The organism is Aeromonas sp. Marseille-Q7275 (assembly GCF_965119515.1).
This window is the reverse complement of sequence record NZ_CBCPLW010000025.1, coordinates 15555-39085: the sequence shown is the minus strand read 5'-3', so window position 1 is coordinate 39085 and position 23531 is coordinate 15555. Positions and strand designations below refer to the sequence as shown.

28 protein-coding genes are annotated in these 23531 nt (G+C 62.0%); 6 read left to right on the top strand and 22 right to left on the bottom strand.

Annotation, left to right across the window (positions count from 1 at the left end; genetic code table 11):
* Positions 1–51: 51 nt before the first annotated feature.
* The 11 genes from ACWPWQ_RS18915 to ACWPWQ_RS18865 form a co-directional block, all read right to left on the bottom strand.
* Positions 52–399 (bottom strand): hypothetical protein, encoded by a 348-nt coding sequence (locus ACWPWQ_RS18915; protein ID WP_454010515.1) that lies wholly within the window; start codon positions 397–399, stop codon positions 52–54.
* Between the two features lie 136 nt (positions 400–535).
* Positions 536–964: an ester cyclase gene (locus ACWPWQ_RS18910; RefSeq protein ID WP_454010514.1), complete on the bottom strand. Its 429-nt coding sequence runs from the start codon at positions 962–964 to the stop codon at positions 536–538.
* Positions 965–1641: 677 nt separating this feature from the next.
* Entirely contained in the window at positions 1642–3270 is a 1629-nt protein-coding gene (locus ACWPWQ_RS18905) for a methyl-accepting chemotaxis protein (protein ID WP_454010513.1), read from the bottom strand.
* A 262-nt stretch (positions 3271–3532) separates the two neighbouring features.
* The gene (locus ACWPWQ_RS18900; RefSeq protein WP_454010512.1) at positions 3533–4381 is read right to left on the bottom strand and encodes a TIGR03899 family protein; all 849 of its coding nucleotides are present in this window, start codon (positions 4379–4381) and stop codon (positions 3533–3535) included.
* Between the two features lie 133 nt (positions 4382–4514).
* Positions 4515–4988 (bottom strand): DUF3299 domain-containing protein, encoded by a 474-nt coding sequence (locus ACWPWQ_RS18895; protein WP_139434054.1) that lies wholly within the window; start codon positions 4986–4988, stop codon positions 4515–4517.
* A 33-nt stretch (positions 4989–5021) separates the two neighbouring features.
* Entirely contained in the window at positions 5022–6269 is a 1248-nt protein-coding gene (locus ACWPWQ_RS18890; RefSeq protein ID WP_454010511.1) for an ABC transporter permease, read from the bottom strand.
* 79 nt (positions 6270–6348) lie between these two features.
* Entirely contained in the window at positions 6349–7035 is a 687-nt protein-coding gene (locus tag ACWPWQ_RS18885; RefSeq protein ID WP_454010510.1) for an ABC transporter ATP-binding protein, read from the bottom strand.
* Positions 7036–7039: 4 nt separating this feature from the next.
* The gene (locus tag ACWPWQ_RS18880; RefSeq protein WP_454010509.1) at positions 7040–7612 is read right to left on the bottom strand and encodes a DUF2796 domain-containing protein; all 573 of its coding nucleotides are present in this window, start codon (positions 7610–7612) and stop codon (positions 7040–7042) included.
* A 35-nt stretch (positions 7613–7647) separates the two neighbouring features.
* Positions 7648–7938 (bottom strand): hypothetical protein, encoded by a 291-nt coding sequence (locus ACWPWQ_RS18875; protein ID WP_454010508.1) that lies wholly within the window; start codon positions 7936–7938, stop codon positions 7648–7650.
* A gap of 43 nt (positions 7939–7981) precedes the next feature.
* Positions 7982–8524, bottom strand: coding sequence for a YtfJ family protein (locus tag ACWPWQ_RS18870; protein ID WP_429108638.1), 543 nt, complete (start codon positions 8522–8524; stop codon positions 7982–7984).
* 219 nt (positions 8525–8743) lie between these two features.
* A complete protein-coding gene (locus tag ACWPWQ_RS18865) occupies positions 8744–9622 on the bottom strand; it encodes a hypothetical protein (RefSeq protein WP_202047168.1) in 879 nt (292 codons plus the stop codon).
* Positions 9623–9745: 123 nt separating this feature from the next.
* Between ACWPWQ_RS18865 and ACWPWQ_RS18860 the strand changes: the two genes are divergently transcribed.
* Positions 9746–10096 (top strand): hypothetical protein, encoded by a 351-nt coding sequence (locus ACWPWQ_RS18860; RefSeq protein ID WP_193558717.1) that lies wholly within the window; start codon positions 9746–9748, stop codon positions 10094–10096.
* A 27-nt stretch (positions 10097–10123) separates the two neighbouring features.
* On the opposite strand, the gene ppa is transcribed toward ACWPWQ_RS18860, so the two are convergent.
* Positions 10124–10654, bottom strand: a complete 531-nt coding sequence (ppa, locus tag ACWPWQ_RS18855; protein WP_005329022.1) for an inorganic diphosphatase — start codon at positions 10652–10654, stop codon at positions 10124–10126.
* Positions 10655–10888: 234 nt separating this feature from the next.
* On the opposite strand from ppa, the gene mpl reads away from it, so the two are divergent.
* Positions 10889–12253 (top strand): UDP-N-acetylmuramate:L-alanyl-gamma-D-glutamyl-meso-diaminopimelate ligase, encoded by a 1365-nt coding sequence (gene mpl, locus ACWPWQ_RS18850; protein WP_454010507.1) that lies wholly within the window; start codon positions 10889–10891, stop codon positions 12251–12253.
* Positions 12250–12861 (top strand): flavin prenyltransferase UbiX, encoded by a 612-nt coding sequence (locus ACWPWQ_RS18845; RefSeq protein WP_429108644.1) that lies wholly within the window; start codon positions 12250–12252, stop codon positions 12859–12861. Before mpl ends, ACWPWQ_RS18845 begins: the two co-directional genes overlap by 4 nt.
* 79 nt (positions 12862–12940) lie before the next feature.
* Here the strand turns inward: ACWPWQ_RS18845 and ACWPWQ_RS18840 are convergent, their stop codons facing one another.
* A complete protein-coding gene (locus ACWPWQ_RS18840) occupies positions 12941–13555 on the bottom strand; it encodes a TetR/AcrR family transcriptional regulator (protein WP_025328201.1) in 615 nt (204 codons plus the stop codon).
* Positions 13556–13756: 201 nt separating this feature from the next.
* On the opposite strand from ACWPWQ_RS18840, the gene hpt reads away from it, so the two are divergent.
* The 3 genes from hpt to ACWPWQ_RS18825 all read left to right on the top strand — a co-directional run bounded on the left by hpt (position 13757) and on the right by ACWPWQ_RS18825 (position 16087).
* On the top strand, positions 13757–14287 hold the full coding sequence (hpt, locus tag ACWPWQ_RS18835) for a hypoxanthine phosphoribosyltransferase (protein WP_041205063.1): 531 nt from the start codon (positions 13757–13759) through the stop codon (positions 14285–14287).
* A gap of 112 nt (positions 14288–14399) precedes the next feature.
* Positions 14400–15317, top strand: coding sequence for an ABC transporter ATP-binding protein (locus ACWPWQ_RS18830; RefSeq protein ID WP_139434064.1), 918 nt, complete (start codon positions 14400–14402; stop codon positions 15315–15317).
* On the top strand, positions 15314–16087 hold the full coding sequence (locus ACWPWQ_RS18825) for an ABC transporter permease (RefSeq protein WP_454010506.1): 774 nt from the start codon (positions 15314–15316) through the stop codon (positions 16085–16087). Before ACWPWQ_RS18830 ends, ACWPWQ_RS18825 begins: the two co-directional genes overlap by 4 nt.
* Positions 16088–16148: 61 nt before the next feature.
* Here ACWPWQ_RS18825 and ACWPWQ_RS18820 read toward each other — a convergent pair whose 3' ends face one another.
* The 9 genes from ACWPWQ_RS18820 to thpR form a co-directional block, all read right to left on the bottom strand.
* Complete coding sequence (locus tag ACWPWQ_RS18820; protein WP_139434066.1) at positions 16149–16496, bottom strand: putative quinol monooxygenase; 348 nt, start codon at positions 16494–16496, stop codon at positions 16149–16151.
* 20 nt (positions 16497–16516) lie between these two features.
* The gene (gene panC / locus ACWPWQ_RS18815) at positions 16517–17371 is read right to left on the bottom strand and encodes a pantoate--beta-alanine ligase (protein WP_139434067.1); all 855 of its coding nucleotides are present in this window, start codon (positions 17369–17371) and stop codon (positions 16517–16519) included.
* 188 nt (positions 17372–17559) lie between these two features.
* Positions 17560–18354, bottom strand: a complete 795-nt coding sequence (gene panB / locus ACWPWQ_RS18810) for a 3-methyl-2-oxobutanoate hydroxymethyltransferase (protein WP_163147221.1) — start codon at positions 18352–18354, stop codon at positions 17560–17562.
* A gap of 18 nt (positions 18355–18372) precedes the next feature.
* Complete coding sequence (gene folK / locus ACWPWQ_RS18805) at positions 18373–18870, bottom strand: 2-amino-4-hydroxy-6-hydroxymethyldihydropteridine diphosphokinase (RefSeq protein ID WP_247625581.1); 498 nt, start codon at positions 18868–18870, stop codon at positions 18373–18375.
* 10 nt (positions 18871–18880) lie between these two features.
* Positions 18881–20353 carry a polynucleotide adenylyltransferase PcnB gene (gene pcnB / locus ACWPWQ_RS18800; protein ID WP_162519105.1) on the bottom strand — a complete coding sequence of 491 codons (1473 nt, stop codon included), beginning with the start codon at positions 20351–20353 and terminating at the stop codon, positions 18881–18883.
* Positions 20354–20496: 143 nt separating this feature from the next.
* Entirely contained in the window at positions 20497–21399 is a 903-nt protein-coding gene (gluQRS, locus tag ACWPWQ_RS18795; protein WP_454010505.1) for a tRNA glutamyl-Q(34) synthetase GluQRS, read from the bottom strand.
* Positions 21400–21511: 112 nt separating this feature from the next.
* Positions 21512–21961, bottom strand: coding sequence for an RNA polymerase-binding protein DksA (gene dksA, locus ACWPWQ_RS18790; protein WP_005329052.1), 450 nt, complete (start codon positions 21959–21961; stop codon positions 21512–21514).
* 125 nt (positions 21962–22086) lie between these two features.
* Entirely contained in the window at positions 22087–22824 is a 738-nt protein-coding gene (gene sfsA, locus ACWPWQ_RS18785) for a DNA/RNA nuclease SfsA (RefSeq protein WP_139434071.1), read from the bottom strand.
* Entirely contained in the window at positions 22821–23366 is a 546-nt protein-coding gene (gene thpR, locus ACWPWQ_RS18780) for an RNA 2',3'-cyclic phosphodiesterase (RefSeq protein WP_454010504.1), read from the bottom strand. The genes sfsA and thpR overlap by 4 nt, the downstream gene beginning before the upstream one ends.
* Positions 23367–23531 lie beyond the last annotated feature (165 nt).

Sequence of the window (23531 nt, the reverse complement as noted above, 5' to 3'; positions counted from 1 at the left end):
TAAATCGCCCCAGCCTGGCTGCTGTTGACAATATCATCTTGCTATAAGCGATTAACCACCAAATTCACGGCTAATAATTTGTGTAGGGACAACATTCTCTGGTAAGTCATTCGACATTTTTTGAGCAAGTTCACCAGCCAAACCAAATGCGTTGTCAACAGGATCTACCTTCATTCCGCTTTCGACAGCCAACTCCAAAAATTTCTTGCCAATCTCATTGCACGCATCAACCCAGTTTTTGGGCAGCTCCCCCATGGTGAGCTTGGGCTGACAGACCAGTTGAAATGTATTCTTGCCTTCTTGTATTTGAAATGCCACCTCAACAAATTCACTTTTATATGGGTTGGCTAACGCACTTGAACTAAGTAAATAAATGGCTCCAATATATGATTTTTTCATGACACGTCCTTGTAATTTGTAACGCCCACCAAGGGGCTGATAGCATACGGCCGCTAAACTAAGCGGCAACAAAATAACCATTTCGGCCAATGGGGTTGGAAACGCCGCGCGATGACAGTCTCTCTTGAGGCGTTTGTTAGCTGAATTGCCCAAGATGTAATTCGAGCTGATTATGCAAACCCTGATTTTCCTGCTGAATCCAGTATTCAACTATTTTATTTCCGCTAACTCGATATACCGCGCTGCCTACTGTCGAGAGCGTTAAACCAGTGGGTTCATAACCCAGGATATTCCCTAGATGTCGACCTTCTTGACGCCAACGCACATATACTTTTTCACCTTGGGTTAAAAATTCTTCAATGAAAAGTTCATAATCGCCATAAGCCTCGAGAAACTCCTCTACATGTAGACGATAATTTTCCGGGGTTCGATCTATTGCTTCCGAAACGCCAGACACAATTTGATGGGCTACGACAACCGGGGCTAGATATTGAACGGCCAACTCTGGTTTTTTCCCTGACCGAACGTGCTCGATAAAACCTCTTACCACTTCTTCCACTGACATAAACGCTTCCCTCCATATGACACTGCTCCGCCCTGATAACCGCCATAAACAAGCCAATGTTAAATCAGCCTATTGCCAGCCAGGCTTGGGGGAGGCATTTGTTTGACTTCTTCTTTATCGCGACACTATTGCAACTGGATAAAAAACAGCCATGGGGCCAGTCATGGAAAGCATCGGCATGGCTACCGCCCCTGAATTCCAGCCTCCAGCTTGCTGCGCTTTCCCTGCGATATGGCTCTGGTCTGGCTCATGGCTGACTCCGACAAGAGGCGATCCTGATGGCTATGTTACCGAACGGAGCCGGTGAGGGAAGGGGGACAGGGTAATTTCTCGGGCAAGATCAATAAATTGAGTGGCCATGGGGTTGTGGTCTGGAGTGGATGGTGGATGAGAAGGATCTCCAGGCGCTGCTCTTTTTCACGCTCAACGCTCACGGCGTATGGGGGCGGGAGTGAACCAGGATTCAGCTCTGCTGAGCAGCCATGCTGCGTCGCCGATATGGTCGCACGGCAAGGCAAGCTGGTGGCTGCGCGGGCGGATGGGCCGCTCGATGCATTGCGGGTCGGGGCCTTATCTCGGGACCTCATAATGTCGATGGGCCCCGTCTTGTGAGAGACGGGGCCCATGTTTTTTTGTATTAGCGCACGGTCTTTGGGTCTGGTTTGCTCCGTGAAGGCTCAGCGGGCCAGCAGGGGCTGGCCGCTGGTCAGGGTCGCACTGGTTGGCTGGGCGGCGGGATGCTGCTGGAACTGGCGCACCAGCCGCTCCAGTTCGCCGAGTTGGCGCACCAGCTGAATGATGCCCTGCACGGCGTGGCGGCTGCCCTGGCTGGAGTCGTCGGCCAGGGTCTTGATGCTGAGCACGCTGCGGTCGATGTCGGCGGTGACCTGGGACTGCTCCTGCACCGCCTGGGCTATCTGGCTGCTGCCGGAGGCCACCTGCAGCAGGCGATCGCTTATCTGTTGCAGCACGTCCCCGGTGGCGGCGGCCTTGAGTCGGCAGATGGCGGAGCGCTGCTCTCCCTTCTCCATCGCCTGTTCCGCATCCCCGGCGCTGCCCTGCAGCAGGGTGATCATCTTCTGGATCTCGCCGGTGGACGATTGGGTCTTGATGGCCAGGGTGCGGATCTCGTCCGCCACCACAGAGAAGCCGCGACCCGCCTCGCCGGCCCGGGCGGCCTCGATGGCGGCGTTGAGGGCCAGCAGGTTGGTCTGGTTGGCGATGTTGTTGATGACGTCCAGGATGCCGTCGATGGCCCGGCACTGGGTGGCGAGGGTGGTGATCACCCCCTTGGAGGCGATCAGCTCGCTGTGCATCCCCCCCACCTCGACCAGTGTCTCCTGCACGCTGCGGTTGCCCTCCCTGAACAGATCGGCGGTCTCATCGAGCCGATCGGAGGCGGCGGTCGAGCTGTGGGAGACCTCGCGGATGGACTCCGCCATCTGGGTGATGGCGGTCGCCACCTGGTTGGTCTGGGCCTGCTGTTGCTGCAGGTTGTCGGTGATGGTCTCGGCGTTGTGCAGATCCGTCTGGGCGGATGACAGGATCTGCTGGCAGGTCTGCTGGGTGCGGGCCAGCACCGCATTGAACTCGGCCTGGTTCATCTGCATGGCGAGCTCGACGGCGGCCAGGCGATCGACCCGGCCGGTGTAGAGCAACTGCATCAAGGGGTTGTCGAAGCGGTCGCGGGCCAGGGTATCCAGCCGCGCGAGGCGGCGAGAGAGGGTCTGGTTGATGGCGAGTGCCAGCATCAGGGAGAGGGCGCCGAGGAGAAGGGGCCAGTCAGTGCCGTGCTGATAGCCCAGAGCCACCAGGGCCGCCAGGCAAGGCAGCAGGCAGAGAGTGAGCGCAAGGGTGTGGGAGAAGGGGGGAAGGCGCAGGGCCCGCGGGGTCTTGCCGCTGCGAATCTCCTCATAGACTCGCTCCGCCCGCTGCTTGACTGCGTCATCCGGCGCCGTGCGCACCGACTGGTACTCCACCACCTTGCCGCTCGCATCCTGGATGGGGGTCACGAAGGCGCTGACCCAGTAGTGATCCCCGTTCTTGCAGCGGTTCTTGACCGGGCCCATCCAGCTCTTGCCTTCCCGCAGATGGCGCCACATGTCGGCGAAGGCCTGGGGCGGCATGCCGGGGTGGCGGACCAGATTGTGGGGCGCGCCCTGCAGCTCCTCCAGGGTGAAGCCGGCGATCTGGCAGAACTCGTCGTTGGCATAGGTGATGCGGCTCTCCAGATCCGTGGTGGAGATGAGGTTCTGGTGCACTGGATAGAGGCGCTCACGCTGGGTAACGGGTTGATTGACTCTCATGGCGGCGTCCGGCTGTGGAGGGGATGATGAGTCCCGACAATTTGGGACTAGTGGTCCCATTGCAAGCCGTGCACCAGAGTGTCAGAAGGCGCTTAAATTGTGTGCAGAATGCATCTTGTCTGCCCAAAACCCGGGAATCGACGAAAACGAGCCGGGCCTGTGTCTCCGCCTGCTGAATCGTTTCGCTTTTTGGGAGCCGTTTTGGCAACGGCGGGACGGGTTTCGCAATTTGGCAAGGCGGGGCCGGGGGGCCCCGCCGGGATCAGCTGGGGAGAGCGGGCTCGCCGGCCGGGGCCAGCATCAGGGTCTCTATCTGCAGGTTGGTCGAGAGTAGTGTCTTCAGGTCCTGCAGGTACTCCTCCAGGGGCGGCTCTTCCAGCAGCAGGGCAAGCTCGTTGCCGATGGGGGTGAGGCGGTAATAGAGCAGGGTGAGGTTGCTCTGGCGCTGGCGCAGGCGCCAGCGCTGATTGCCGAAGGCCAGCTCGACCCCGTCCGCAGGCAGGGGACCGGATTCCAATTCGCCGCGGTGCAGCAGGCCGAGATCGCACAGCAGCAGCAAGGCGCTGTAGGGGACCCGGTATTTGCCCAGCCCCATGCGGGTGACCTTGGCGCGGCTGAGCAGGCCAGCCCCCTTGTGCATGCCCAGCAGCAGACGCTGCTCGTCGCTGCCCTCGTAGTGACAGGAGAGGGCGCAGATGCGCTGGAACAGCTGGGCTTCGCGCTGGGTCATCTCCTTGAGGGTGTTGAGGGCCCGGATGGAGAAGCGGCCCGGGGTCGCCACCTCCAGGGCGAAGATCCGCCCCCACAGCTGCTGCATGGGCGCCATGCTGATGTCTTCGGCCAGTTGCAGGAAGCGGGTCAGCCAGTCGCTGTCCATCTCGCCGCCGGCCGCCGTCTCTTCACAGTGGCGGGCGGCCATCACCATGATGGCCTCCAGATTGCGCTGGCGGGCAGCCTGATCCGCCAGATGGCGGAAGGTGGCGCGCTGTTCGAAGGTGCTGTCGCTGTTGCGGGTCAGCATGCCGTCTATGCCACGGCTGCGGGCCAGGCGCAGGGTCTGCTCCTGGCTGCTCAGGATGGCACTCTCTTTCTTGGGGGGCAGGTCGGCCATGCTGGCTCCGTGATCGCAGGGTCTGGTGTTGAATGTTACTCCAACCGGGCCCATGAACAATCCCTCAGGCGGGGACGGCGTCACCGGGCCCAGGATAAAAAAATGGCCTCCCGCAGGAGGCCATCGGCGTGGCTTACTCTTCGTAGACGCTGACCTCGACCGCATCCATGGAGTAGGAGGCGGTCGCCATCTCGTGGCTGGAGCTGACGGTGTGCATCTTGCCCTTGACCCAGATGGCGTCCCAGAGATCGTCCACCGGTGCCCCCTTGGGGTAGCTCACGTAGATCACCTGGTTGGTGGGGGGCGGCGGCACGTGGATGCAGGCGCCGAAGTAGGGCACCAGCAGGAAGGCGGTGATGGTCTTGGCATCCCCCTCTAGCGGCACCACGAAGCCGGGGATCCGCACCTCCTGGTTGTCCAGCTTCTTGTTCACCCCGCCCACCGGCTGCGGCACCGACATGGGATCTTCGTGATTGACCTGGGGCGGTGGCAGCAGCTTCTCCCCCTCCGGGATCAAGACGTCCCAGTCGATGGTCTTGTAATCGGCGGCCATGGCAGGCAGCACCAGCAGGCCGGCCAGCAGCGCCACTATCTTCCACTTCATCATCTGTCCTTCTTTCTTGGTCGTATGCGTCCGGGGTCAGACGCGGATGCTCATGCCGTCGCTCAGGCTGTAGCGGTAAGCGCGGGCGGCGGGGAGCAGGCCTATCACCATGCCCGCCAGCCAGACCAGCCCCAGCAGTTGCCACTCATAGGCGCTCGGCAGCCCCAGGCTCATTTGCAGGCCATAGTGGCTGAGCAGCCAGGGGGTGGCAAGCCCCTGGCCGAGATAGAGCGCGGCCACCCCGAGGGCGATGCCGAGGGTGGTCAGCGCCATCGCCTCCAGCGCCAGCAGCAGGAAGAGGTGGGCAGGACCCGCGCCCAGGGATCTCAATATGGCGAGCTCGCGGCGCCGCTCGTTGAGGCCCGCCAGCAGGGTGGTCAGCATGCCGATGAGGCCCGCCACCACCACGAAGCTGGCGATGACAGAGAGCGCCGTCTCCGCCACGCTCATCAGGCTCCACAGCTCCTGCAGGGCGGCACCCGGCAGGATGGCCATCAGCGGCTCCCTGGGGTAGGTGTTGATGCTGCGCTGCAACTGGAACGCCAATATGCGGTTGCTTAAGCCCACCATAAAGGCGGTGATGGTCTTGGGGGTGAGATCCAGCGCCAGCGCCTGCTCCGGGGTGACGTTCTTGCTGTGACGGCCGGTGTCCCAGCCCAGGTGTATCGCCTCTATGCCCGCCAGCGGCACATGTATGGTGCGATCTATGGGGGTACCGGTCGGTGCCAGAATGCCCACCACCTTGAACGGCATGTTGTCGTGCTGGCTGAAGGAGGTGTTGCCGGCGCCGTGGGCGATGACGATGGCTTGATCCAGCTTGTAACCCAGCTTCTGTGCCACCTGGGCGCCCAGCACCGCCTCGAACGGCGTCTCGAACGGGCGTCCCTCGCGCAGTTGCAGCGACTGCTGCTGGCCGTACTTCAGATGGGTGAAGTAGTCGCCGTTGGTGCCGAGCACCCTGAACCCCTTGTGGGAGTCACCGAGGGAGAGCGGGATGGTCCAGGCGACGCCTGGCTTTGTCTTGATGGCCTGGTAGGAGTCCCAGCCCACGTTGTTGGTGGGGTTGCCGATGCGAAACACCGAGTAGAGCAGCAGGTTCACCTGACCGGAGCGGGCGCCGACGATGAGGTCGGTACCCGAGACGGTGTTGGAGAAGCTTTCGCGCGCCTGGGTGCGCACCCGCTCCACCCCGAGCAGCAGGGTGACGCTGATGGCCACGGCCAGCAGGGTGAGCCCGGCGGTGAGGCGACGGGCCCAGAGACTTTGCAGGGCGAGTTTCAGCATGGTGCCCTCCGTTCTTTCGCTTGTGATCGACCCGACCCGACGGGGTTGGCCGGGCAGAGGCCCTGGCTTGCGTCAGTCATCATGCCGCCCTCCGGTTGAGCAGTTGCAGATTCTCCACCCGGGGGAAGAGGGGCTCCAGATAGGGGTCGTGGCTGACGAAGACGAGGGTCGATCCCTGCTTGTCGCACTCCTCGAACAGCAGCCGGATGAAGGCGGCTCTGTTGTCGGTATCCAGGGCCGAGGTGGGCTCGTCGGCGATCACCAGGGGGGGCGAGCCGATCAGCGCCCGGGCGGCGGCGACCCGCTGCTGCTGGCCGATGCTGAGGGCGTGGACGGGTCTGTGCAGCGCCTCGTCCGGCAGTTGCAGCTCCCCTAGCAGGCGGCGCGCCTCCTGCTCCGGGCTCCCCTGCAGGCGGGCGCGCTTCTCGGGGGAGAAGGTGAGGGCGGCGGTGACGTTGTCCAGCACGGATAAAAACGGCAGCAGATTGAACTGCTGGAAGATGTACCCCAGATTGGCCGCCCGGAAGTGGTCACGGGCACGGCCACAGAGCCGGGCCAATGGCTGGCCCAGCACCTCCAGGGTGCCGTGGTTGGCGGTCTGGATCCCGGCCAGCAAGCCGAGCAGGGTGGACTTGCCACAGCCCGACGGCCCCTTGATAAACACCCGTTCCCCCTCGGTGATGGTGAGGGCGGGCAGATCGAGCACAGCCTCGCCACCTGGCCAGGCAAAGGCCAGATCGCGGATCTCAACCACGGCGTTTTTCATGGCGTTACCAGCTCAGCTTGTTGGCGGACGGGGTCAGCTCGGCCGCGGTCTGGCCGGTGGGCAGTATGCCCTGCACGCTCAGCTTCTCCAGGCTCGGGTAGAGGCTGAACAGGGTGGCCTCCAGGCCGGTGAGCTTGGCCGGAGTGGCGCAGGTGTAGGTATACATGGCGCCCATGTCCGCATGACCCGCTTCGTCATGGTGGTGTTCATCGTGATCACCGGCGGCCTTGTCATGGTCATGGTCATGCTCGTGATCCTCTTTGGCGGCTTGCAGCTCCTGCTGGGTCAGCTTGCAGCCGGCGGCCGGGTCCAGGCGGAACAGGGCGTCAGGCTGCTGGAGGCGGGCCACCGCCTTGGCGTATTGCGCCTTCTCTTCATCGCTCTTGGCGGCATGCTCGAAACCCACCAGATCGGCGGCGGGTGCCTCCAGCTCGATCATCAGCTGGTTGCCGTCGACCACCAGATTGAGATGGCCGTGGCCGTGCTCGTGGGCGCCGTGGCCGTGGCTCTCGTGTTCGTCGTGATGTGCCTGGGCGCCGAAGGCGGCGGCCGCCAGCAACAGGGTGATAGCTTTCATCGTTAATCCTTTTGAAAAATTGATAAGAAACTGATTCAACGGAAGAAACAATGAGGGTATGGCGGGGCTCTGATGCGGCTATGCCCCGTTGTGGTGGTGGTGATGGTCGGCAGAGTGGCGCCGACAAACAGCACTATGGCAGAGGACGGGGTGGGGATTAAGGGGGACGGGGTCAGTGCCAGCTTGCCATCCAGATGCAGGGCGCAGAGGGAACAGGCGTGGCTATGTTCGGGCAGGTCGGCTTCGAGCGGGTGCTGTGCCAACGCCGGTTGCATCCACAACCAGCCCAGCAGCAACACCCAGATTGTCAACGTGGAACGACCCATAGACCCTTATGGAAAGGGCGCCATCAGCGCCCTTCTCTCTGATTCAGAGACGGGACTGGATGAGCCCCATCACCTTGGTTATCTCGGTGGCATCGAGCTGGCCATCTTTGGCAAACAGCACCTTGCCCTCTTTATCCAGCACTATGATGGCCGAACTCTCCGGCGCCAGATCCCAGGCGTTGCGGGCCATGCCCTTGGCATCCAGCACCATGGCGGACCAGGGGAACTCTTTCTTGCTGTCTTCGGCGCTGCTCTTCACAAAGCCGGAGGTGCCCCAGATGGCGTCATTACTGTTGATGATGGTGACCGTCTGGTACTTGTCATGGGGCAGCTTGGCCGCCTTGATCGCCTCTATCATGGGGGCGTTGAGCTCCTTGGCGCTGGAGCGACCCGCGATATGCTGGATCAGAAAGACCTTGCCGGTCAGTACCTTGCTTTGCCAGGGCTGATAGCTGATCGCTTTATCCTTCAGCACAAGCTCACCCTTGTCGCCGATGTTGACCAGCGGCACCTGGGCCGACTCCTTGATGTTGTGGGCCAGAACCAGGGTTGGCAGCAGCGCCAGGGTAAGTACGAGATGTTTCATCCGTATGACACTCCTTTGTTATGTTATAACGATTTTGGGATCGAGGGAATGGGACAACCCACATCCTAAACTGATCGGATCTGTTTAAAAAGTGTTAAATAAACGCGAGAGTTGATCAGGTCACAGCATCAATCTGCTCCTGAATCTGCAAACAACGGCGGCAAGGATGGCACGGAGTCGATAAAAATCAACTGGTTGCCCATGTTTTGGGCGCTGGACTCAATAGAGTGGCTCACTGACCAGGGGGATCTGGGCCATGGTCATCTGCTGGGCCAGCAGGGGGGAGCCGGTCAGCAGCACGTGGCGCTGGTTGTCTATCACCAGGGTATCTCCTTCCAGCCCGCTGTCGGCGGTGATGGCGAGCCAGGCCGGCGAGACGCTGCCGATGCTGATGCCCGGATAGATGATGCTGAGGTTGTATTGCGGTGCCAGCTCCGCCAGCAGGCTGGCCATCAGCAGCGCCTTCTCGTCGCTGTCGGCCTTGTTGTCCTGCAGGGCCTGCAGGGGAGGGGCGAAGTGATCCATCTGCTCGGGTGGGGTGGGGATGGCGCTCAGCCACTCCTGCAGCAGGGTGACGCTGGTGGCCAGATCCTTGGCCGAGAACTGCCGGGCCAGGGGCTTGAGATCCCCCTTGAACTGGTAGAACAGCTGGGAGTAGTTGGGCCTCACGCAGGGGAGCTGGCGATTGGCCGGGTGCACGCAGGGCAGCACCCGCATCTCGTAGAAGGCATCTTCCTGATACTGCTCGTAGGCTTGCCAGAACTGGGTGGATTCTAAGCTGTTGTCATGCAGGGTGAAGGCCTGCTCCAGATTGCGAAACTTGGTCGCCGTCTCCGGGCTGTGCTGGTTGATCTGGTTGATGCTGTTGTAGAGCCTGGGGCTGATGTAGGAGTAGAGGGTCTCCAGCGGGTAGTTGAGGGAGGTATCGAGCAGGGTCATCTCGTGGCGGCTGGCCGAGAGGACCCGCTCGTCCGTGCTCAGTTGCAGGTGCTTGCGTTGACCGTCGGCTGATTGCCACTGCCAGCTCAGGTTGACCTCGTTGGCCATAGCCGCGGAGCCGAAGAGTAGACTCCACAGCAGGCCTTGTGCCAGTTTCATGGTGTGCATCCTGCTTGGGTGATACTAAACAACTAGGTGAGCCGACGGAATTTGGATTGGTTTAGTGATGACGATATTGGTAATTATCTGATCCAGCTTTAAATTTAATCAGGGAAATAAGTCATGCGGGAAATAACCATGAAGCCTGTTTCAATGTGTTTGCTGATATTGCTCTCTCTGCCGGCACTGGCGGGTCAGGTGATCGTCAATCAGGGCATGTCCACGGCAGATACCTTCGCCCTGCGGGATCAGCTGGCACGGGAACATGAGTGGCAGGAGTGGTTGCGGTTCCAGCAGGCCGTCAAGTGGCTGGAGGTGCTGCCGGTCAACTGCGATCTGGTGGGGGGCGCCGGGCGGGAATATCGCTGTGGCGACAACTATTACCGCCCCTATCGACAGAACGGGCGCGATCTCTATATCCAGGGGGACCCCCCCGGCCAGTCCCCGCAACGGCCGATAAAAAAGGCGCCATAAGGCGCCTTTTTTTTGCGAGAGAGACGCTTACTTGGCAGCGTAACGCTCGGCAGAAGTCAGGATTTCGGCTTCGGCGGCGGCCTTGTCGCCCCAGCCTTCCACCTTGACCCACTTGCCTGCTTCCAGTTCTTTGTAGCGCTCGAAGAAGTGCTGGATCTGGGCTTTCAGCAGCTCGGGCAGGTCGTTCACATCCTGGATGTGATCGTACTGCTTGGTCAGCTTGGAGTGGGGAACGGCCACGATCTTGGCGTCTTCGCCAGATTCGTCGGTCATCTTCAGCACGCCGACCGGGCGGCAGCGGATGACGGAGCCGGCCAGCAGCGGGTAGGGAGTCGGCACCAGCACGTCGACGGGGTCACCGTCCAGGGACAGGGTGGCGTTCACGTAACCGTAGTTGCACGGGTAGAACATAGGGGTGGACATGAAGCGATCAACGAAGATGGCACCGCTGTCCTTGTCGACTTCGTATTTGATCGGGTCGGCATTCTGCGGGATTTCGATGATGACGTAGATGTCGTCAGGCAGGCTCTTGCCAGCCGGTACCAGGTTCAGGCTCATGACGTTTCCTTTGAGTGTTGGAGTCAAGTTTGCAGGCCGACATTATAGCGATGTCCCGTCAAATGACCATATTTCGCGGGCAGGGGAGCACGCTGGTGGATGTCGCGCCGCCTGAGTTCGTCCGATTTCTGTCGCCTCGCCAGGGCTGACTGCGCCCTGGCCATGGTCGCGGCTTGTGCCACTGGGTCAACAGACCCTAGAATGCGCACTCCCTTTACTGGAAAAGGCAGCGGTATGCACATTCACATTCTCGGGATCTGCGGCACCTTCATGGGTGGTCTGGCGGTGTTGGCAAAACAGCTGGGCTATCGAGTCACCGGCTCGGATGCCAACGTCTATCCCCCCATGAGCACCCAGCTCGAGCAGCAAGGCATAGAGCTGACCGAGGGTTATGACCCGTCCCAGCTCGATCCGGCGCCGGATCTGGTGGTGATCGGCAACGCCATGAGCCGCGGCAACCCCTGTGTTGAATATGTGCTGGACCGCAATCTGCCCTACATCTCCGGCCCCCAGTGGCTGCTGGAGCACGTGCTGCAGGATCGCTGGGTGCTGGCCGTGGCGGGCACCCATGGCAAGACCACCACCGCCAGCATGCTGGCCTGGGTGCTGGAGTACGCCAAGCTGGAGCCCGGCTTCCTCATCGGCGGCGTGCCGGGCAACTTCCCGGTCTCCGCCCGTCTCGGCTCCGCCCCCTTCTTCGTCATCGAAGCGGACGAGTATGACTGCGCCTTCTTCGACAAGCGCTCCAAGTTCGTCCACTACCACCCGCGCACCCTGGTGATGAACAACCTGGAGTTCGACCACGCGGACATCTTCCCGGATCTCGCCGCCATCCAGCGCCAGTTCCACCACCTGATGCGCACCGTGCCGAGCAATGGCCGGGTGCTGTTCCCCCAGGCCGACGACAACCTCAGCGCCGTGCGCAAGATGGGCTGCTGGAGCGAGGTGGAGCTGGTGGGTCAGGACGACGCCAAGTGGAAGGCGGTCAAGCTGGCCGATGACGGCTCCGCCTTCGAGGTGTGGCTGGATGGCGTCAAGCAGGGGGAGGTGCACTGGGAGTGCATCGGCGAGCACAACGTCAACAACGGTCTGATGGCCATCGCCGCCGCTCGCCATGCCGGTGTCATGGTGGAGCACGGGATCAAAGCTCTCTGCCAGTTCAAGTCCCCCAAGCGGCGGATGGAGCTCAAGGGCGAGGTGGCGGGCATCAGCGTCTATGACGACTTCGCCCACCACCCCACCGCCATCGAGACCACCCTCGGCGGCCTGCGCGCCAAGGTGGGTGAAGCCCGCATCCTGGCGGTGCTGGAGCCCCGCTCCAACACCATGAAGCTCGGGGTGCATAAAGAAGAGCTGGCCGGCTGCTTCGACGGCGCCGACCAGGTGTTCTTCTTCCAGCCTGCGAACATCGGCTGGGATCTCGGCGAGGTGACAGCCCACATGACCCGACCCGCCACCGTGTTTGACGATCTGGAGACCCTGATCGGCGCCCTGGTGGCCGAGAGCCGCGCGGGGGATCATATTCTGATCATGAGCAACGGCGGCTTCGGCGGCATTCACGACAAGCTGATCGCCCGCCTCAGGCAAGGCACATCATGAACAAGCAGATCACCCTGGCGCTGACCGGTGCCTCCGGCGCCCCCTATGCCCTGCGCCTGCTCCAGTGTCTGGTGCAGGCGGACTATCGGGTCTACCTGCTCGCCTCTTCGGCGGCCAGAGTTGTACTCAAGACCGAGCAGCAGCAGGAGTGGCCAGGCTCGCCGAAAGAGCTGTCGGCCCATCTCTGTCGCCAATATGGCGCCAAAGAGGGGCAGATAATCGCCTGCGGCAAGGAGGAGTGGTTCTCGCCGGTGGCCTCCGGCTCGGCGGCGCCGAAACAGATGGTGGTCTGTCCCTGCTCCATGGGCACCGTCTCGGCGATTGCCAACGGTACCTCGGACAACCTGCTGGAGCGGGCGGCGGATGTGGTGATCAAGGAGCGCGGCCAACTCATTCTGGTGCCCCGCGAGAGCCCCTTCTCGGCGATCCATCTGGAGAACATGCTGAAACTGGCACGACTCGGGGTGACCATCATGCCCGCCGCACCGGGGTTCTACCATGAGCCGAAAAGCATCGAGGATCTGGTGGACTTCATGGTCGCCCGCATTCTCGATCATCTGGGTGTCGAGCATGAGCTGACCAGTCGCTGGGGCTATGCCAAGTCCTGAGTCAGCGAGACGAAAGAGAGACAAACAAAAGCGGCGCCGACCTGAACAGTCCGGCGCCGCTTTTTATTGGCAGGGAGGATCAGACCACCTGGAGGGGGGCCGTCACGTACTTGAACAGAAAATCGGTCACTTCTTCCCGGCTCGGGCGCTGTGGCTGATTGATCATCTGCATCATGACGTAGCCGAACCCGGTCAGGGAGCGGGCCAGATCCTGCGCCGACAGCACGCTCTGGATCTCGCCGCTGTCCATGGCCGCTTGCAGGTGGGGGGCGATGCGCTCCAGCGCCTTGTCCAGCAGGCGGGTGTAACGGGGCCAGACCTCTTCCCGTACCGATGAGCTCCATTCCAGCCAGATGCTGGCGTGGTCCGGTTTGTCATAGGCGGCGTCAACGAACAGCTTCACATGGCGGTGGATGCTGTCCCTGACCGAGCCCTGGCCGTTATAGGCCTGCTCGAGGATCTGCTGCACAAAGCCTTCAATCTCGGCCAGCACTTCATCGACCAGATCTTCACGGGTGTTGAAATAGTTGAACACGGTGGCAACCGAGACTTTGGCCTGCTCGGCAATCTCGGCATGTCCCGCACGGCCGATGCCGCGACGGGAAAATACCTCGATGGCACATTCCATCAATTGATCACGACGAGCCTCCGGCGACAGCCGGGTCCGACGTCTTATTTCTGCGCGTGGTTCCATAGTTTTTTCATCTAATAGTTATTGATTATGGTGTTTATAGTATTGTCACCGATAATGCCCGAAGGCTTGCTAACTCTATCAATTAAAATAAGCCGATAAAAGCATCACGTATGCCTGACGCCTTCCGGTTGGAGTGGTAGAATCATCGGTTTTGATGTTAATGAACGGCCAATAACCCTTTGGCCATTATTGGAGTATGTGATGAAACACAACGTCGAGGTGATGATCTCCGAGGCCGAGGTCGCCGCCCGGATCGCCAAACTGGGTGAAGAGATCACCGCCCGTTACCAGGGCTCCGATGAAGTCGTGATGATTGGCCTCTTGCGCGGCTCCTGCGTCTTCCTGGCCGATCTCTGCCGTCAGTGCCAGCTGCCCATCACCCTGGATTTTATGACTGCCTCCAGCTATGGCTCCGGCATGCACAGCACCCGTGACGTGCGCATCCTCAAGGATCTGGATGATGACATCAAAGGCAAGGACGTGGTGATCGTCGAGGACATCATCGACACCGGTTACACCCTCAACAAGGTGCGCGAGATCCTCTCCCTGCGCGAGCCGAAATCCCTGGCCATCTGCACCCTGCTGGACAAGCCGTCCCGTCGTGAAGTCCAGGTGCCGGTGGACTGGATTGGCTTCGCCATCCCGGACGAGTTCGTGGTGGGCTGTGGCATCGACTACGCCCAGAAGTACCGTAATCTGCCCTTCATCGGCAAGGTAGTTCCGCAAGAGTAAGCAAGGCTCGGACGTGGCAGGGCAGCTTGGCCGCCCGCCATCGACTGTCTTCAGGCGGCGCTCGAGCCGCCTTTTCTGTCTCGAGATGGGCTCATCCATCACAGGGGTTGCAATGAACGCATTGGAAATCAGCGGTCTGAAGAAGACCTATCAGGGGGGCGTCGAAGCCCTCAAGGGCATAGATCTCACCGTCAAGCAGGGGGATTTCTTCGCCCTGCTCGGCCCGAACGGGGCGGGCAAGTCCACCACCATCGGCGTGATCAGTTCGCTGGTGAACAAGAGTGCCGGCAAGGTCAAGGTGTTCGGTTACGACATCGACACCGATCTGGAGCTGGCCAAGGCCCAGCTCGGGCTGGTGCCCCAGGAGTTCAACTTCAGCCAGTTCGAGAAGGTGAGCCAGATTGTCACCCATCAGGCCGGTTTCTACGGCGTGCCAAGTGCCGAGGCCAAGGTGCGCGCCGAGAAGTACCTGCGCCAGCTCGATCTGTGGGACAAGCGCGACATGGCGGCCCGCACCCTCTCTGGCGGCATGAAGCGCCGGTTGATGATAGCCCGCGCCCTGATGCACGAGCCTAGGCTGCTGATCCTGGATGAGCCGACCGCCGGGGTGGACATCGAGATCCGTCGTTCCATGTGGAGTTTCCTCAAGGATCTGAACGAGCAGGGTGTCACCATCATACTCACCACCCATTACCTGGAAGAGGCCGAGATGCTGTGTCGCAACATCGGCATCATCGACAAGGGGCGCCTCATCGAGAACACCAGCATGAAGAACCTGCTCGGCAAGCTGGGCCGCGAGACCTTCCTGCTGGATCTGGTACCCGGCAGCCAGGTGCCGACCCTGCCCGAATTCAACGGTCGCATGCAGGATGAGCACACCCTGGAGGTGGAGCTGGACAAGAGCCAGTCCCTCAACAGCCTGTTCGAGCAGCTCTCCGCCCAGGGGGTGAAGGTGCTGAGCATGCGCAACAAGGCAAACCGGCTGGAAGAGCTGTTCGTCAACCTGGTAGAGGAGGGTCGCAAAGCATGAACCCCATGACCTATTACATCGCCTTCAAGAGCATACTGGCCAAGGAAGTGAGCCGCTTTACCCGGATCTGGATCCAGACCCTGGTGCCGCCGGCCATCACCATGAGCCTCTACTTCGTCATCTTCGGCAACCTCATCGGCTCACGCATCGGCGACATGGGGGGCTTCAGCTACATGGAGTTCATCGTGCCCGGCCTCATCATGATGTCGGTCATCACCAACTCCTACTCCAACGTCGCCTCCTCCTTCTACAGCGCCAAGTTCCAGCGCAACGTGGAGGAGCTGCTGGTGGCGCCGGTGCCCAACTACATCATCATCGCCGGCTACGTGGGCGGCGGCGTGGCACGTGGTCTGTGTGTCGGCCTCATCGTCACCCTGGTCTCCCTGTTCTTCGTGCCGCTGCAGGTCCACCACCTGTTCAGTGTCTGCGTCACCGTGCTGCTGACCTCGATCCTGTTCTCTCTGGGGGGGCTGATCAACGCCGTGTTCGCGAAGTCGTTCGATGACATCAGCATCATCCCGACCTTCATCCTGACGCCGCTCACCTATCTGGGTGGGGTCTTCTACTCCATCAGCCTGCTGCCGCCGTTCTGGCAGGGGGTCTCCCAGGTGAACCCCATCATCTACATGGTGAATGCGTTCCGCTACGGCTTCCTCGGCATCTCCGACGTGCCGCTCGGCACCGCCTACCTCATCATCATCGGCTTCATCGTCGCCCTCTACGGGCTGGCCTGGTGGCTGATTTCCCGGGGTACCGGGCTGCGCCACTGAGGCGCAAACCGGCCAGCAAAAAGGCGCCCTCGGGCGCCTTTTTATGTGCTTGAGATCTGCCTCAGAGGGCAGGGGCGTCATAGTCCGCCGGCTCGTCGCTGTAGACGCAGACGTTCCACTTGGCCGCCAGCCCCTCTTCGGCCAGACAGTAACGCTCGAAGAAGGCCTTGATCTCGGCGCGCTGGCAGTGGGCCTCGAAGCTGGCCATGTCTTGCCAGATCTCGTTGAAGACGATGGGGAAGCTCTCCCCCTCGGCGAAGGGGCTGGCAATGTGTCGGGTGACTCTGTACTGCAGGCAGCCGTCTTCCCTCAGGGTGTTGGGCTCCAGCCCCTGCAAGACCTGGAACAGGGCCTGCTCCTTGCCCGGCTTGGGCAGGAACTGGGCAATGCAATAAACCTTCTTGGACATCTTTGTCTCCTTGCCGTGTCTCAACCCTGAAGGGTGACGACACTGTTGTCGATAAGGCGGGCCTTGCCCAGATACGCGGCCATCAGGATCACCAGCCGCTTGCTGGCGGCGCTGGCCGATTCGAGGGTGTCGGCGTCGACGATGTCGATGGCATCCGTCCTGAATCCGGCGTTGTCGAGACGCTGGCTGGCCTGGGCCACCAGGGAGGGGAGGTGGTGGTTCCCCGCCTCAATCTGCTCGGCTATCCAGTTCATGGTGCGCGCGAGCTCGGGGGCCAGGGCGCGCTCGGCAGCGGTCAGGTAGCCGTTGCGCGAGGAGAGGGCCAGCCCGTCCTCGGCCCGCACCGTGGGCACGCCGACTATCTCGACCGGCATGGCCATGTCGGCCACCATCTTGCGAATGAGCGCCAGCTGCTGGTAATCCTTCTGGCCGAAACAGGCCACGTCGGGCTGCACCAGGTTGAACAGCTTGGTGACGACAGTGCTGACACCGCGGAAGTGCCCCGGGCGCAGCGCCCCTTCCAGCAGGCCGGAGAGACCCGGCACCTCGACGAAGGTCTGGCTGGCCAGCCCGTGGGGATACATCAGCTCCGGGGTCGGGGTGAACACCAGATCCACGCCGGCGGCCTCAAGGGCGGCGCAGTCCTGCTCCAGGGTGCGGGGATAGTTGGCGAGATCCTCGGCCTTGTCGAACTGCAAGGGGTTGACGAAGATGCTGACCACCACCTTCTCGCCGTGGCTGCGGGCCTCATCGACCAGGGTGAGATGGCCCTGGTGCAGATTGCCCATGGTGGGTACGAATGCGATGGCGCGGCTTTCGCGGCGCCATTGGCCGATCTGTTCACGCAGAGCGGCAGGATTGTTCACAACCAACATCAACAGTTCACCTTCGGATAGGTCAAGGAAACAGGGATTGAAAGGACCCGCGTGGATGGCACGGGATAGTTCACGAGCGACATCACCAACAGTTCACCTTCGGATAGGTCAAAGAAACAAGAATTGAAAGGGCCAGAGAGGGAGGCGAAACGGGGGCCGAGCCCCCGTTGCGGTTCATGTGGCCAGGATCAGTTGAAGCAGTGCTCGGGGCCGGGGAAGGTACCCTCGCTCACCTGCTGCACATAGAGGCGGATGGCGGCGCGCATGTCACCGGTCTCGGCCAGGAAGTTCTTGGTGAACTTGGGCACATAGCCGGAGGTGATGCCAAAGGCGTCGTGCATCACCAGGATCTGGCCATCGGTGGCCGGGCCCGCGCCTATGCCGATGACAGGGATGCGCAGGGCCTTGCTGATGCGCTCGGCCAGGGCGACCGGCACGCATTCGAGTACCAGCAGCTGGATGCCCGCGGCCTGCAGCTCGAGGGCCTGGCGGTAGATCTCCTGGGCGTGGAACTCGTCGCGCCCCTGCACCTTGAAGCCGCCAAACACGTGGACGGATTGCGGGGTCAGCCCCAGGTGACCACAGACAGGCACGCCGTTGCGGGTGAGGTGGCGAATGCTCTCGCACAGCCAGTCGCCCCCTTCCATCTTCACCATGCGGGCGCCGGCGGCCATCAGCCGGGCGGCGTTCTGGTAGGTCTGCTCGGGAGTGGCATAGCTCATAAACGGCATATCCGTGATGACCAATGCCTTGCTGGCGCCACGCACCACGCAGCGGGTGTGATAGACCATCTCATCCATGCTGACGGCCAGGGTGTCGTCCCCTCCCTGCAGCACCATGCCCAGGGAATCACCGATGAGCAGCACCTGGGCACCTTCGTCGTCGAACAGCTTGGCGAAGGTGGCGTCATAGGCGGTGATGGCGGTGATTTTTTGTCCGTCCTGCTTCATCTTCTGCAGGTCGGTGATGGTGATCTTGCTCATTACGTTGCTCCTACTCGTCTACTCACCCGTGGCATCGGCAAGGATCTCGAGACCATTGCGCGGGCAGCGGGCAACCAGTTCGGTGAGCGGGGTGCCGCAGGGCAGCACCAGGGCGGGGGCGATTTCGGCAAGGGGCAGCAGGACGAACTCCCGCTCCTTCATGCCGTAGTGGGGAACGATCAGGCGTTCATGCTGGATGACTTGCTCGCCGTACAGCAGCAGATCCAGATCCAGGGTTCTTGGACCCCAACGCTCGTCCTTGCGCACACGTCCCTGTTCCCGCTCGATTTTCTGCAGTTGATCCAGCAAAGCCAGGGGGCCGAGCCGGGTATGAAGCCGCACCACGGCATTGACGTAGTCCGGCTGATCCGCAGGGCCCATGGGGCGGCTGCCGTAAAGCTGCGAGGCCTGTTGCAATGCGGATTCCGGCAGCCTGCCCAGGGCGGCGACGGCCTGTCTGGCCTGGGCGACGGGATTGCCCAGGTTGGATCCGACGGCAACGAAGACCTCGATCATCGGGTGGCCTTTATTCTGCCGCTTTCGGCTTGCGACGACGGGGACGACGGCGATTGCGGCTGTTGCTGCCACGTTTCTCACCGTCTCCGCGCGGCTCGGCCGCCGGGGCTCGCTCACCGCTCGCCGGGCGGCGGGTCGCTTCCCGTTGCAGTTGCGGACGCACATCCGGGTTGGAGGCCACATAGCGCTCCCACCAGCTGGCCAGCTCGCCGAGGCCACGTTCGACCCGGTTGCGCAGCAGCAGGAAGTCAAAGGCTGCGCGGAACTTCGGATGCTCCATGGCGCGCTCGGGGTGACGACCCTGGCGACGGGTCAGGCGCTGTTGCAGGGCCCAGATGTCGCGCACGTCCGTGGTGAAGCGGCGCGGCACGGCGATGATCCGCACCTGGGCATCCAGCACCTCGTTGATGGCCAGCATGAAGGCGTCGTGCCAGGGCAGGCCGCTCTCGTTTTCCAGCACCCGGGCACGGGCCTCGACGGCGCCCCACAGCAGAGTGGCATAGAGGAAGGCCGGGGTGACGCGCTTCTCTTCACGGACCCGGGTATCGGTATCCATCAACGCCAGCTCGATGAACTGCTCGTAGGGGGAGTTGCCGTTGGGGGTGAACAGGGCCGCGACCTGGGGGAACAGGGGCTGGAACAGCCCGTATTCCCGCAGCAGCTTGTAGGTGGCGAGACCGTCACCGGCCAGGAACAGCTTGAGGGTCTCCTCGAACAGGCGGGCGGCCGGAATGTCCTGCAGCAGGGGCGCCAGTTCCCGGATGGGGGCGGCGGTGCGCGGGCTGATGGTCATCTCCAGCTTGGCGGCGAAGCGCACGGCGCGCAGCATGCGCACCGGATCTTCCCGGTAGCGGGTCTCGGGGTCACCGATCAGCTCCAGCTTGCGCTCGGCAAGATCCTCGATGCCACCCTCGAAGTCGTGCAGGGTGAAATCCTTGGCGCTGTAGTAGAGGGCGTTGACGGTAAAGTCGCGACGTTCGGCATCCTCTTCTATGGTGCCGTAGACGTTGTCGCGCAGCAGCATGCCTTCATCCGACTGGGCCGACACGTGCTTGCTGGTATTGACCTGATGGTGGTGACCACGGAAGGTAGCCACTTCGATCACGTCACGACCAAAGACGATGTGGGCCAGACGGAAACGACGGCCGATCAGGCGGCAGTTGCTGAACAAGGCCTTGATCTGCTCCGGCGTCGCATCGGTGGCGATGTCGAAATCCTTTGGCGTTTTCCCGAGCAGCAGGTCACGGACGCCGCCACCCACCAGGTAGGCTTCGTAGCCTCCCTTGTTCAGGCGGTAGAGCACCTTGAGCGCATTCTCGCTGATCTCTTTGCGCGAGATGGGGTGCTGGTCACGGCTCAAGGTTCGACGTTGACCGGCGACACGGGCTGGAATGGGAGACTCCATCGACTGCTCGCCGTCTTCCTTGCCGAGCACCTTGCGGCAAAAGTTTGCGATCTGGGAAAAAATGGTACACCTCTTCATGACTTCAAATTGACGGGAGGCCAAAAAATAGCGGCCTATCATAGCTCAGGCCCGACCAAATGAGAAACGCTGCGGTCTGCTTCCCCGATCCGGACCCGGTGACACCAGAAACACGGTGGTCTGCCCTTGCTCTTGGGGTCTGCCTATCTGGCCCCCAGCACTATCTTCTGCTGGCGGGGAACCCGGGCCAGCTGCCAGTGGGCAATGCCCCAGGCGATGATCTCGTCGACGGTATTCTCTCTCAGGCAGGGCGGCGGGCACTGGCCGAGGAAGGCGAGGGCCTGCCACAGGGCGGGCCTGACATCATCCTGTGCCAGCGCCGGCGCGTGGTTCTGCTTCGACAGCTTGTTGCCATCCGCCAGCACCGCCAGCGGCAGGTGCACCCAGTCGGGCACCTCTGCTCCCAGGGTCTGGTAGAGGGCAATCTGGCGCACCGTGGGCTCCAGCAGATCGGCGCCGCGCACTATCTCAGTGATGCCGCTGTCCATGTCATCCACCACCACCGCCAGGTTGTAGGCGTAGAGCCCGTCCCGGCGGCGCACGATGAAGTCCTCCTCGGCGAGTGCCGCAGGCACAGCGATATGGCCCTGCAGCTGATCCTCGAAGTGGTAGACGGGATGATGCTGGCGCAGGCGGGCGGCGCAGCCCTCTGCGGTCAGCCCCAGGGTGCGGCAGTGGCCGTTGTAGAAGCCGCCCGCCGCCATGATCTCGCGCCGGGTGCAGCGGCACCAGTAGAGATCCCCGGCCCGGTAGAGCCCCTCTATGATCTCGTCGTAGCGTCCATGGCGCCGGCTCTGGTACATCACCTCCCCATCCCAGCCGAGGCCATGGGTCTCCAGGGTCTGGAGGATGAGCTCGCTGGCCCCGGCCATCTCCCGCGGCGGATCTATGTCCTCGATGCGCACCAGCCAGCGCCCCTGTTGCGATCTCGCCTGCAAGAAGCTGCCGAGGGCGGCGACCAGGGAACCGAAGTGGAGCGGACCGGACGGGGAGGGGGCAAAGCGGCCCACATGAGGTCGGACAGGGGAGGAGGGGGTCATGGCCATGGGAATTCGGGTAGACGATGAATTGAGGCTGCATTCTGGGATGGTCGTGGGAAAAGCTCAATAAAAAAGGGAGCCCGCGAGCTCCCTTTTTTGTCCATGTCGATGGGCGGCATCAGCCAGCCATCTGTTTTTCCTTGATTTCAGCCAGCGTCTTGCAGTCGACACAGAGGTCGGCAGTCGGACGGGCTTCCAGACGACGAATACCGATTTCGATACCGCAATGTTCGCAGTAGCCAAAGTCGTCTTCTTCGAGCAGCAGCAAGGTCTTCTCGATCTTCTTGATCAGCTTGCGTTCACGGTCGCGGGTGCGCAGCTCGAGTGCGAACTCTTCTTCCTGCGCGGCGCGATCGACCGGATCCGGGAAGTTTGCAGCCTCATCCTTCATGTGGTCGACGGTGCGGTCAACTTCCTGCATCAGTTGGTTGCGCCAGGCTCCCAGGATCTTGCGAAAATGTACCTTTTGTTGGTCATTCATGTACTCCTCACCGGCTTTTACCTGGTAAGGCTCTACACCCGCAATGGCCAGGGGGCCCAGAGATTTCCTGTTTTCGCCTGTTGGCATGCCCTGTCTCCTAATTCAGCACGCTACCCGTGCCATCCATAAATTGAGGGCGGTATCTATAGCAGAAGGGTCAACGGGAGGCAAACAAGCCTTGTCAATATTGTTACCCACTCCAGCATTTATTCTCAGCCCTCGGGTAGCAGATGGTCAGATTCAAATGGAATAAAATCTTGAGCCACCATGCCCTGCACCCCAACATGGGGGCGATAGCATAAAATTTCAACCCCTGCCGCCATCGCCTGCTCAACAAGCTGACTATAGTGCGGATCTATATGGGCTGCAGGGCGCATTCTCGCGATGCCGGAGTGCAACACCATGAACAGCAGCACGGCTCTGTGCCCGGCCGCCTTCATGGCCATCAATTCACGCAAGTGCTTGGCGCCACGGGCGGTGACCGCATCGGGAAAGTAGCCCATGCCCGCTTGTTCCCGCTCGTCGAGCAGGGTGACGGATTTCACCTCTATGTAACAACTTGGCCTGTGATCATCCTCCAGCAGCAGGTCGATGCGGCTGTTCTCCTCCCCATATTTCACCTCGGTGCGCAGCCTGGCATAACCCGCCAGCGGCGCCAGCGCCCCTTGCTCGATCAGCTCCCGGGCGATCTGGTTGGCCCGCGCCGTGTTGACGCAGATGAAGTGACCCGCCGGACTCTCGGCTATCTCCCAGCTGTGGGCCAGCTTGCGCTTGGGGTTGCTTGAGGTGGAGTACCAGACCCGGGTGCCCGGATCGGCACAGCCCGTCATGGCACCGGTATTGGCGCAGTGGAGGGTGATCACCTCGCCGTTGTCGAGCTGCACATCGGTCAGGAAGCGCTTGTAGCGGGCGATGAGCAGACCGGATTGCAAAGGGGGATCGAAAATCATGGGGTCAGCTCCTCGCTGTTGGTCTCTTTGATGCGGGCACGCAGGGGCCAGCAGGCGATGGGCTCATAGCTGACCCCCTGCGGGGTGCTGACGGACTGGTAGAGGCAGAAGCTGTCCGCCTGCAGCACAAGATCGGGGGCGGGCAGCGCCTCCGGGGCCTCGCCGGCCTTGCGCGACAGGGTGACATGGGGGCGGTAGCCCTGTTCCCCGTTGCCAAGCCCCAGCTTCTCGCCGTGGCGACGCAGGGCCCTGGCGAGGACGTTCAGCTCGTTTGGCCACTCGCTCGGTCCCACCCAGGCGGCCCTGGCGCGGGCAAACCAGCCGGTCTGATCCAGATGGACGCTGAAAGGGGGGCAGCGCTGCTGCCCGGCGGCGGCGATCAGCCTGGCCTGGGTGGCCTCGTCGGCCTCGCCGAGAAAGGCCAGGGTCAGATGCAGATTGCGCTCGGGCACCGACAGGCCGGGCCAGGGGCGCCGTTCGCGCCAGTCGATCAGGGCGGGGGCAAGCTGGTGCAGGGGCAGGGCAAAGAAGAGTCTGGGCATGCGCAGCGTCGGTCCTCGTGGTACTCACATGAAGGGGCCATTCTATGGCAGCTCGTCTGCGGATGTCTCCTGGTCGCGTCTCGCGCCTGTCCGGGCGTGACTGTCGTACCGGCGGGGACGTCCCGGGTCTGCCCAACCGGTTGGCGCGCCCCCGGCACGGCTGCT

Excerpts from the sequence above, each read along its gene's own strand:
- ACWPWQ_RS18915 (WP_454010515.1), bottom strand. The coding sequence starts at position 399 with ATGAAAAAATCATATATTGGAGCCATTTATTTACTTAGTTCAAGTGCG.
- ACWPWQ_RS18910 (WP_454010514.1), bottom strand. The coding sequence starts at position 964 with ATGTCAGTGGAAGAAGTGGTAAGAGGTTTTATCGAGCACGTTCGGTCA.
- ACWPWQ_RS18905 (WP_454010513.1), bottom strand. The coding sequence starts at position 3,270 with ATGAGAGTCAATCAACCCGTTACCCAGCGTGAGCGCCTCTATCCAGTG.
- ACWPWQ_RS18900 (WP_454010512.1), bottom strand. The coding sequence starts at position 4,381 with ATGGCCGACCTGCCCCCCAAGAAAGAGAGTGCCATCCTGAGCAGCCAG.
- ACWPWQ_RS18895 (WP_139434054.1), bottom strand. The coding sequence starts at position 4,988 with ATGATGAAGTGGAAGATAGTGGCGCTGCTGGCCGGCCTGCTGGTGCTG.
- ACWPWQ_RS18890 (WP_454010511.1), bottom strand. The coding sequence starts at position 6,269 with ATGCTGAAACTCGCCCTGCAAAGTCTCTGGGCCCGTCGCCTCACCGCC.
- ACWPWQ_RS18885 (WP_454010510.1), bottom strand. The coding sequence starts at position 7,035 with ATGAAAAACGCCGTGGTTGAGATCCGCGATCTGGCCTTTGCCTGGCCA.
- ACWPWQ_RS18880 (WP_454010509.1), bottom strand. The coding sequence starts at position 7,612 with ATGAAAGCTATCACCCTGTTGCTGGCGGCCGCCGCCTTCGGCGCCCAG.
- ACWPWQ_RS18875 (WP_454010508.1), bottom strand. The coding sequence starts at position 7,938 with ATGGGTCGTTCCACGTTGACAATCTGGGTGTTGCTGCTGGGCTGGTTG.
- ACWPWQ_RS18870 (WP_429108638.1), bottom strand. The coding sequence starts at position 8,524 with ATGAAACATCTCGTACTTACCCTGGCGCTGCTGCCAACCCTGGTTCTG.
- ACWPWQ_RS18865 (WP_202047168.1), bottom strand. The coding sequence starts at position 9,622 with ATGAAACTGGCACAAGGCCTGCTGTGGAGTCTACTCTTCGGCTCCGCG.
- ACWPWQ_RS18860 (WP_193558717.1), top strand. The coding sequence starts at position 9,746 with ATGCGGGAAATAACCATGAAGCCTGTTTCAATGTGTTTGCTGATATTG.
- ppa (WP_005329022.1), bottom strand. The coding sequence starts at position 10,654 with ATGAGCCTGAACCTGGTACCGGCTGGCAAGAGCCTGCCTGACGACATC.
- mpl (WP_454010507.1), top strand. The coding sequence starts at position 10,889 with ATGCACATTCACATTCTCGGGATCTGCGGCACCTTCATGGGTGGTCTG.
- ACWPWQ_RS18845 (WP_429108644.1), top strand. The coding sequence starts at position 12,250 with ATGAACAAGCAGATCACCCTGGCGCTGACCGGTGCCTCCGGCGCCCCC.
- ACWPWQ_RS18840 (WP_025328201.1), bottom strand. The coding sequence starts at position 13,555 with ATGGAACCACGCGCAGAAATAAGACGTCGGACCCGGCTGTCGCCGGAG.
- hpt (WP_041205063.1), top strand. The coding sequence starts at position 13,757 with ATGAAACACAACGTCGAGGTGATGATCTCCGAGGCCGAGGTCGCCGCC.
- ACWPWQ_RS18830 (WP_139434064.1), top strand. The coding sequence starts at position 14,400 with ATGAACGCATTGGAAATCAGCGGTCTGAAGAAGACCTATCAGGGGGGC.
- ACWPWQ_RS18825 (WP_454010506.1), top strand. The coding sequence starts at position 15,314 with ATGAACCCCATGACCTATTACATCGCCTTCAAGAGCATACTGGCCAAG.
- ACWPWQ_RS18820 (WP_139434066.1), bottom strand. The coding sequence starts at position 16,496 with ATGTCCAAGAAGGTTTATTGCATTGCCCAGTTCCTGCCCAAGCCGGGC.
- panC (WP_139434067.1), bottom strand. The coding sequence starts at position 17,371 with ATGTTGGTTGTGAACAATCCTGCCGCTCTGCGTGAACAGATCGGCCAA.
- panB (WP_163147221.1), bottom strand. The coding sequence starts at position 18,354 with ATGAGCAAGATCACCATCACCGACCTGCAGAAGATGAAGCAGGACGGA.
- folK (WP_247625581.1), bottom strand. The coding sequence starts at position 18,870 with ATGATCGAGGTCTTCGTTGCCGTCGGATCCAACCTGGGCAATCCCGTC.
- pcnB (WP_162519105.1), bottom strand. The coding sequence starts at position 20,353 with ATGAAGAGGTGTACCATTTTTTCCCAGATCGCAAACTTTTGCCGCAAG.
- gluQRS (WP_454010505.1), bottom strand. The coding sequence starts at position 21,399 with ATGGCCATGACCCCCTCCTCCCCTGTCCGACCTCATGTGGGCCGCTTT.
- dksA (WP_005329052.1), bottom strand. The coding sequence starts at position 21,961 with ATGCCAACAGGCGAAAACAGGAAATCTCTGGGCCCCCTGGCCATTGCG.
- sfsA (WP_139434071.1), bottom strand. The coding sequence starts at position 22,824 with ATGATTTTCGATCCCCCTTTGCAATCCGGTCTGCTCATCGCCCGCTAC.
- thpR (WP_454010504.1), bottom strand. The coding sequence starts at position 23,366 with ATGCCCAGACTCTTCTTTGCCCTGCCCCTGCACCAGCTTGCCCCCGCC.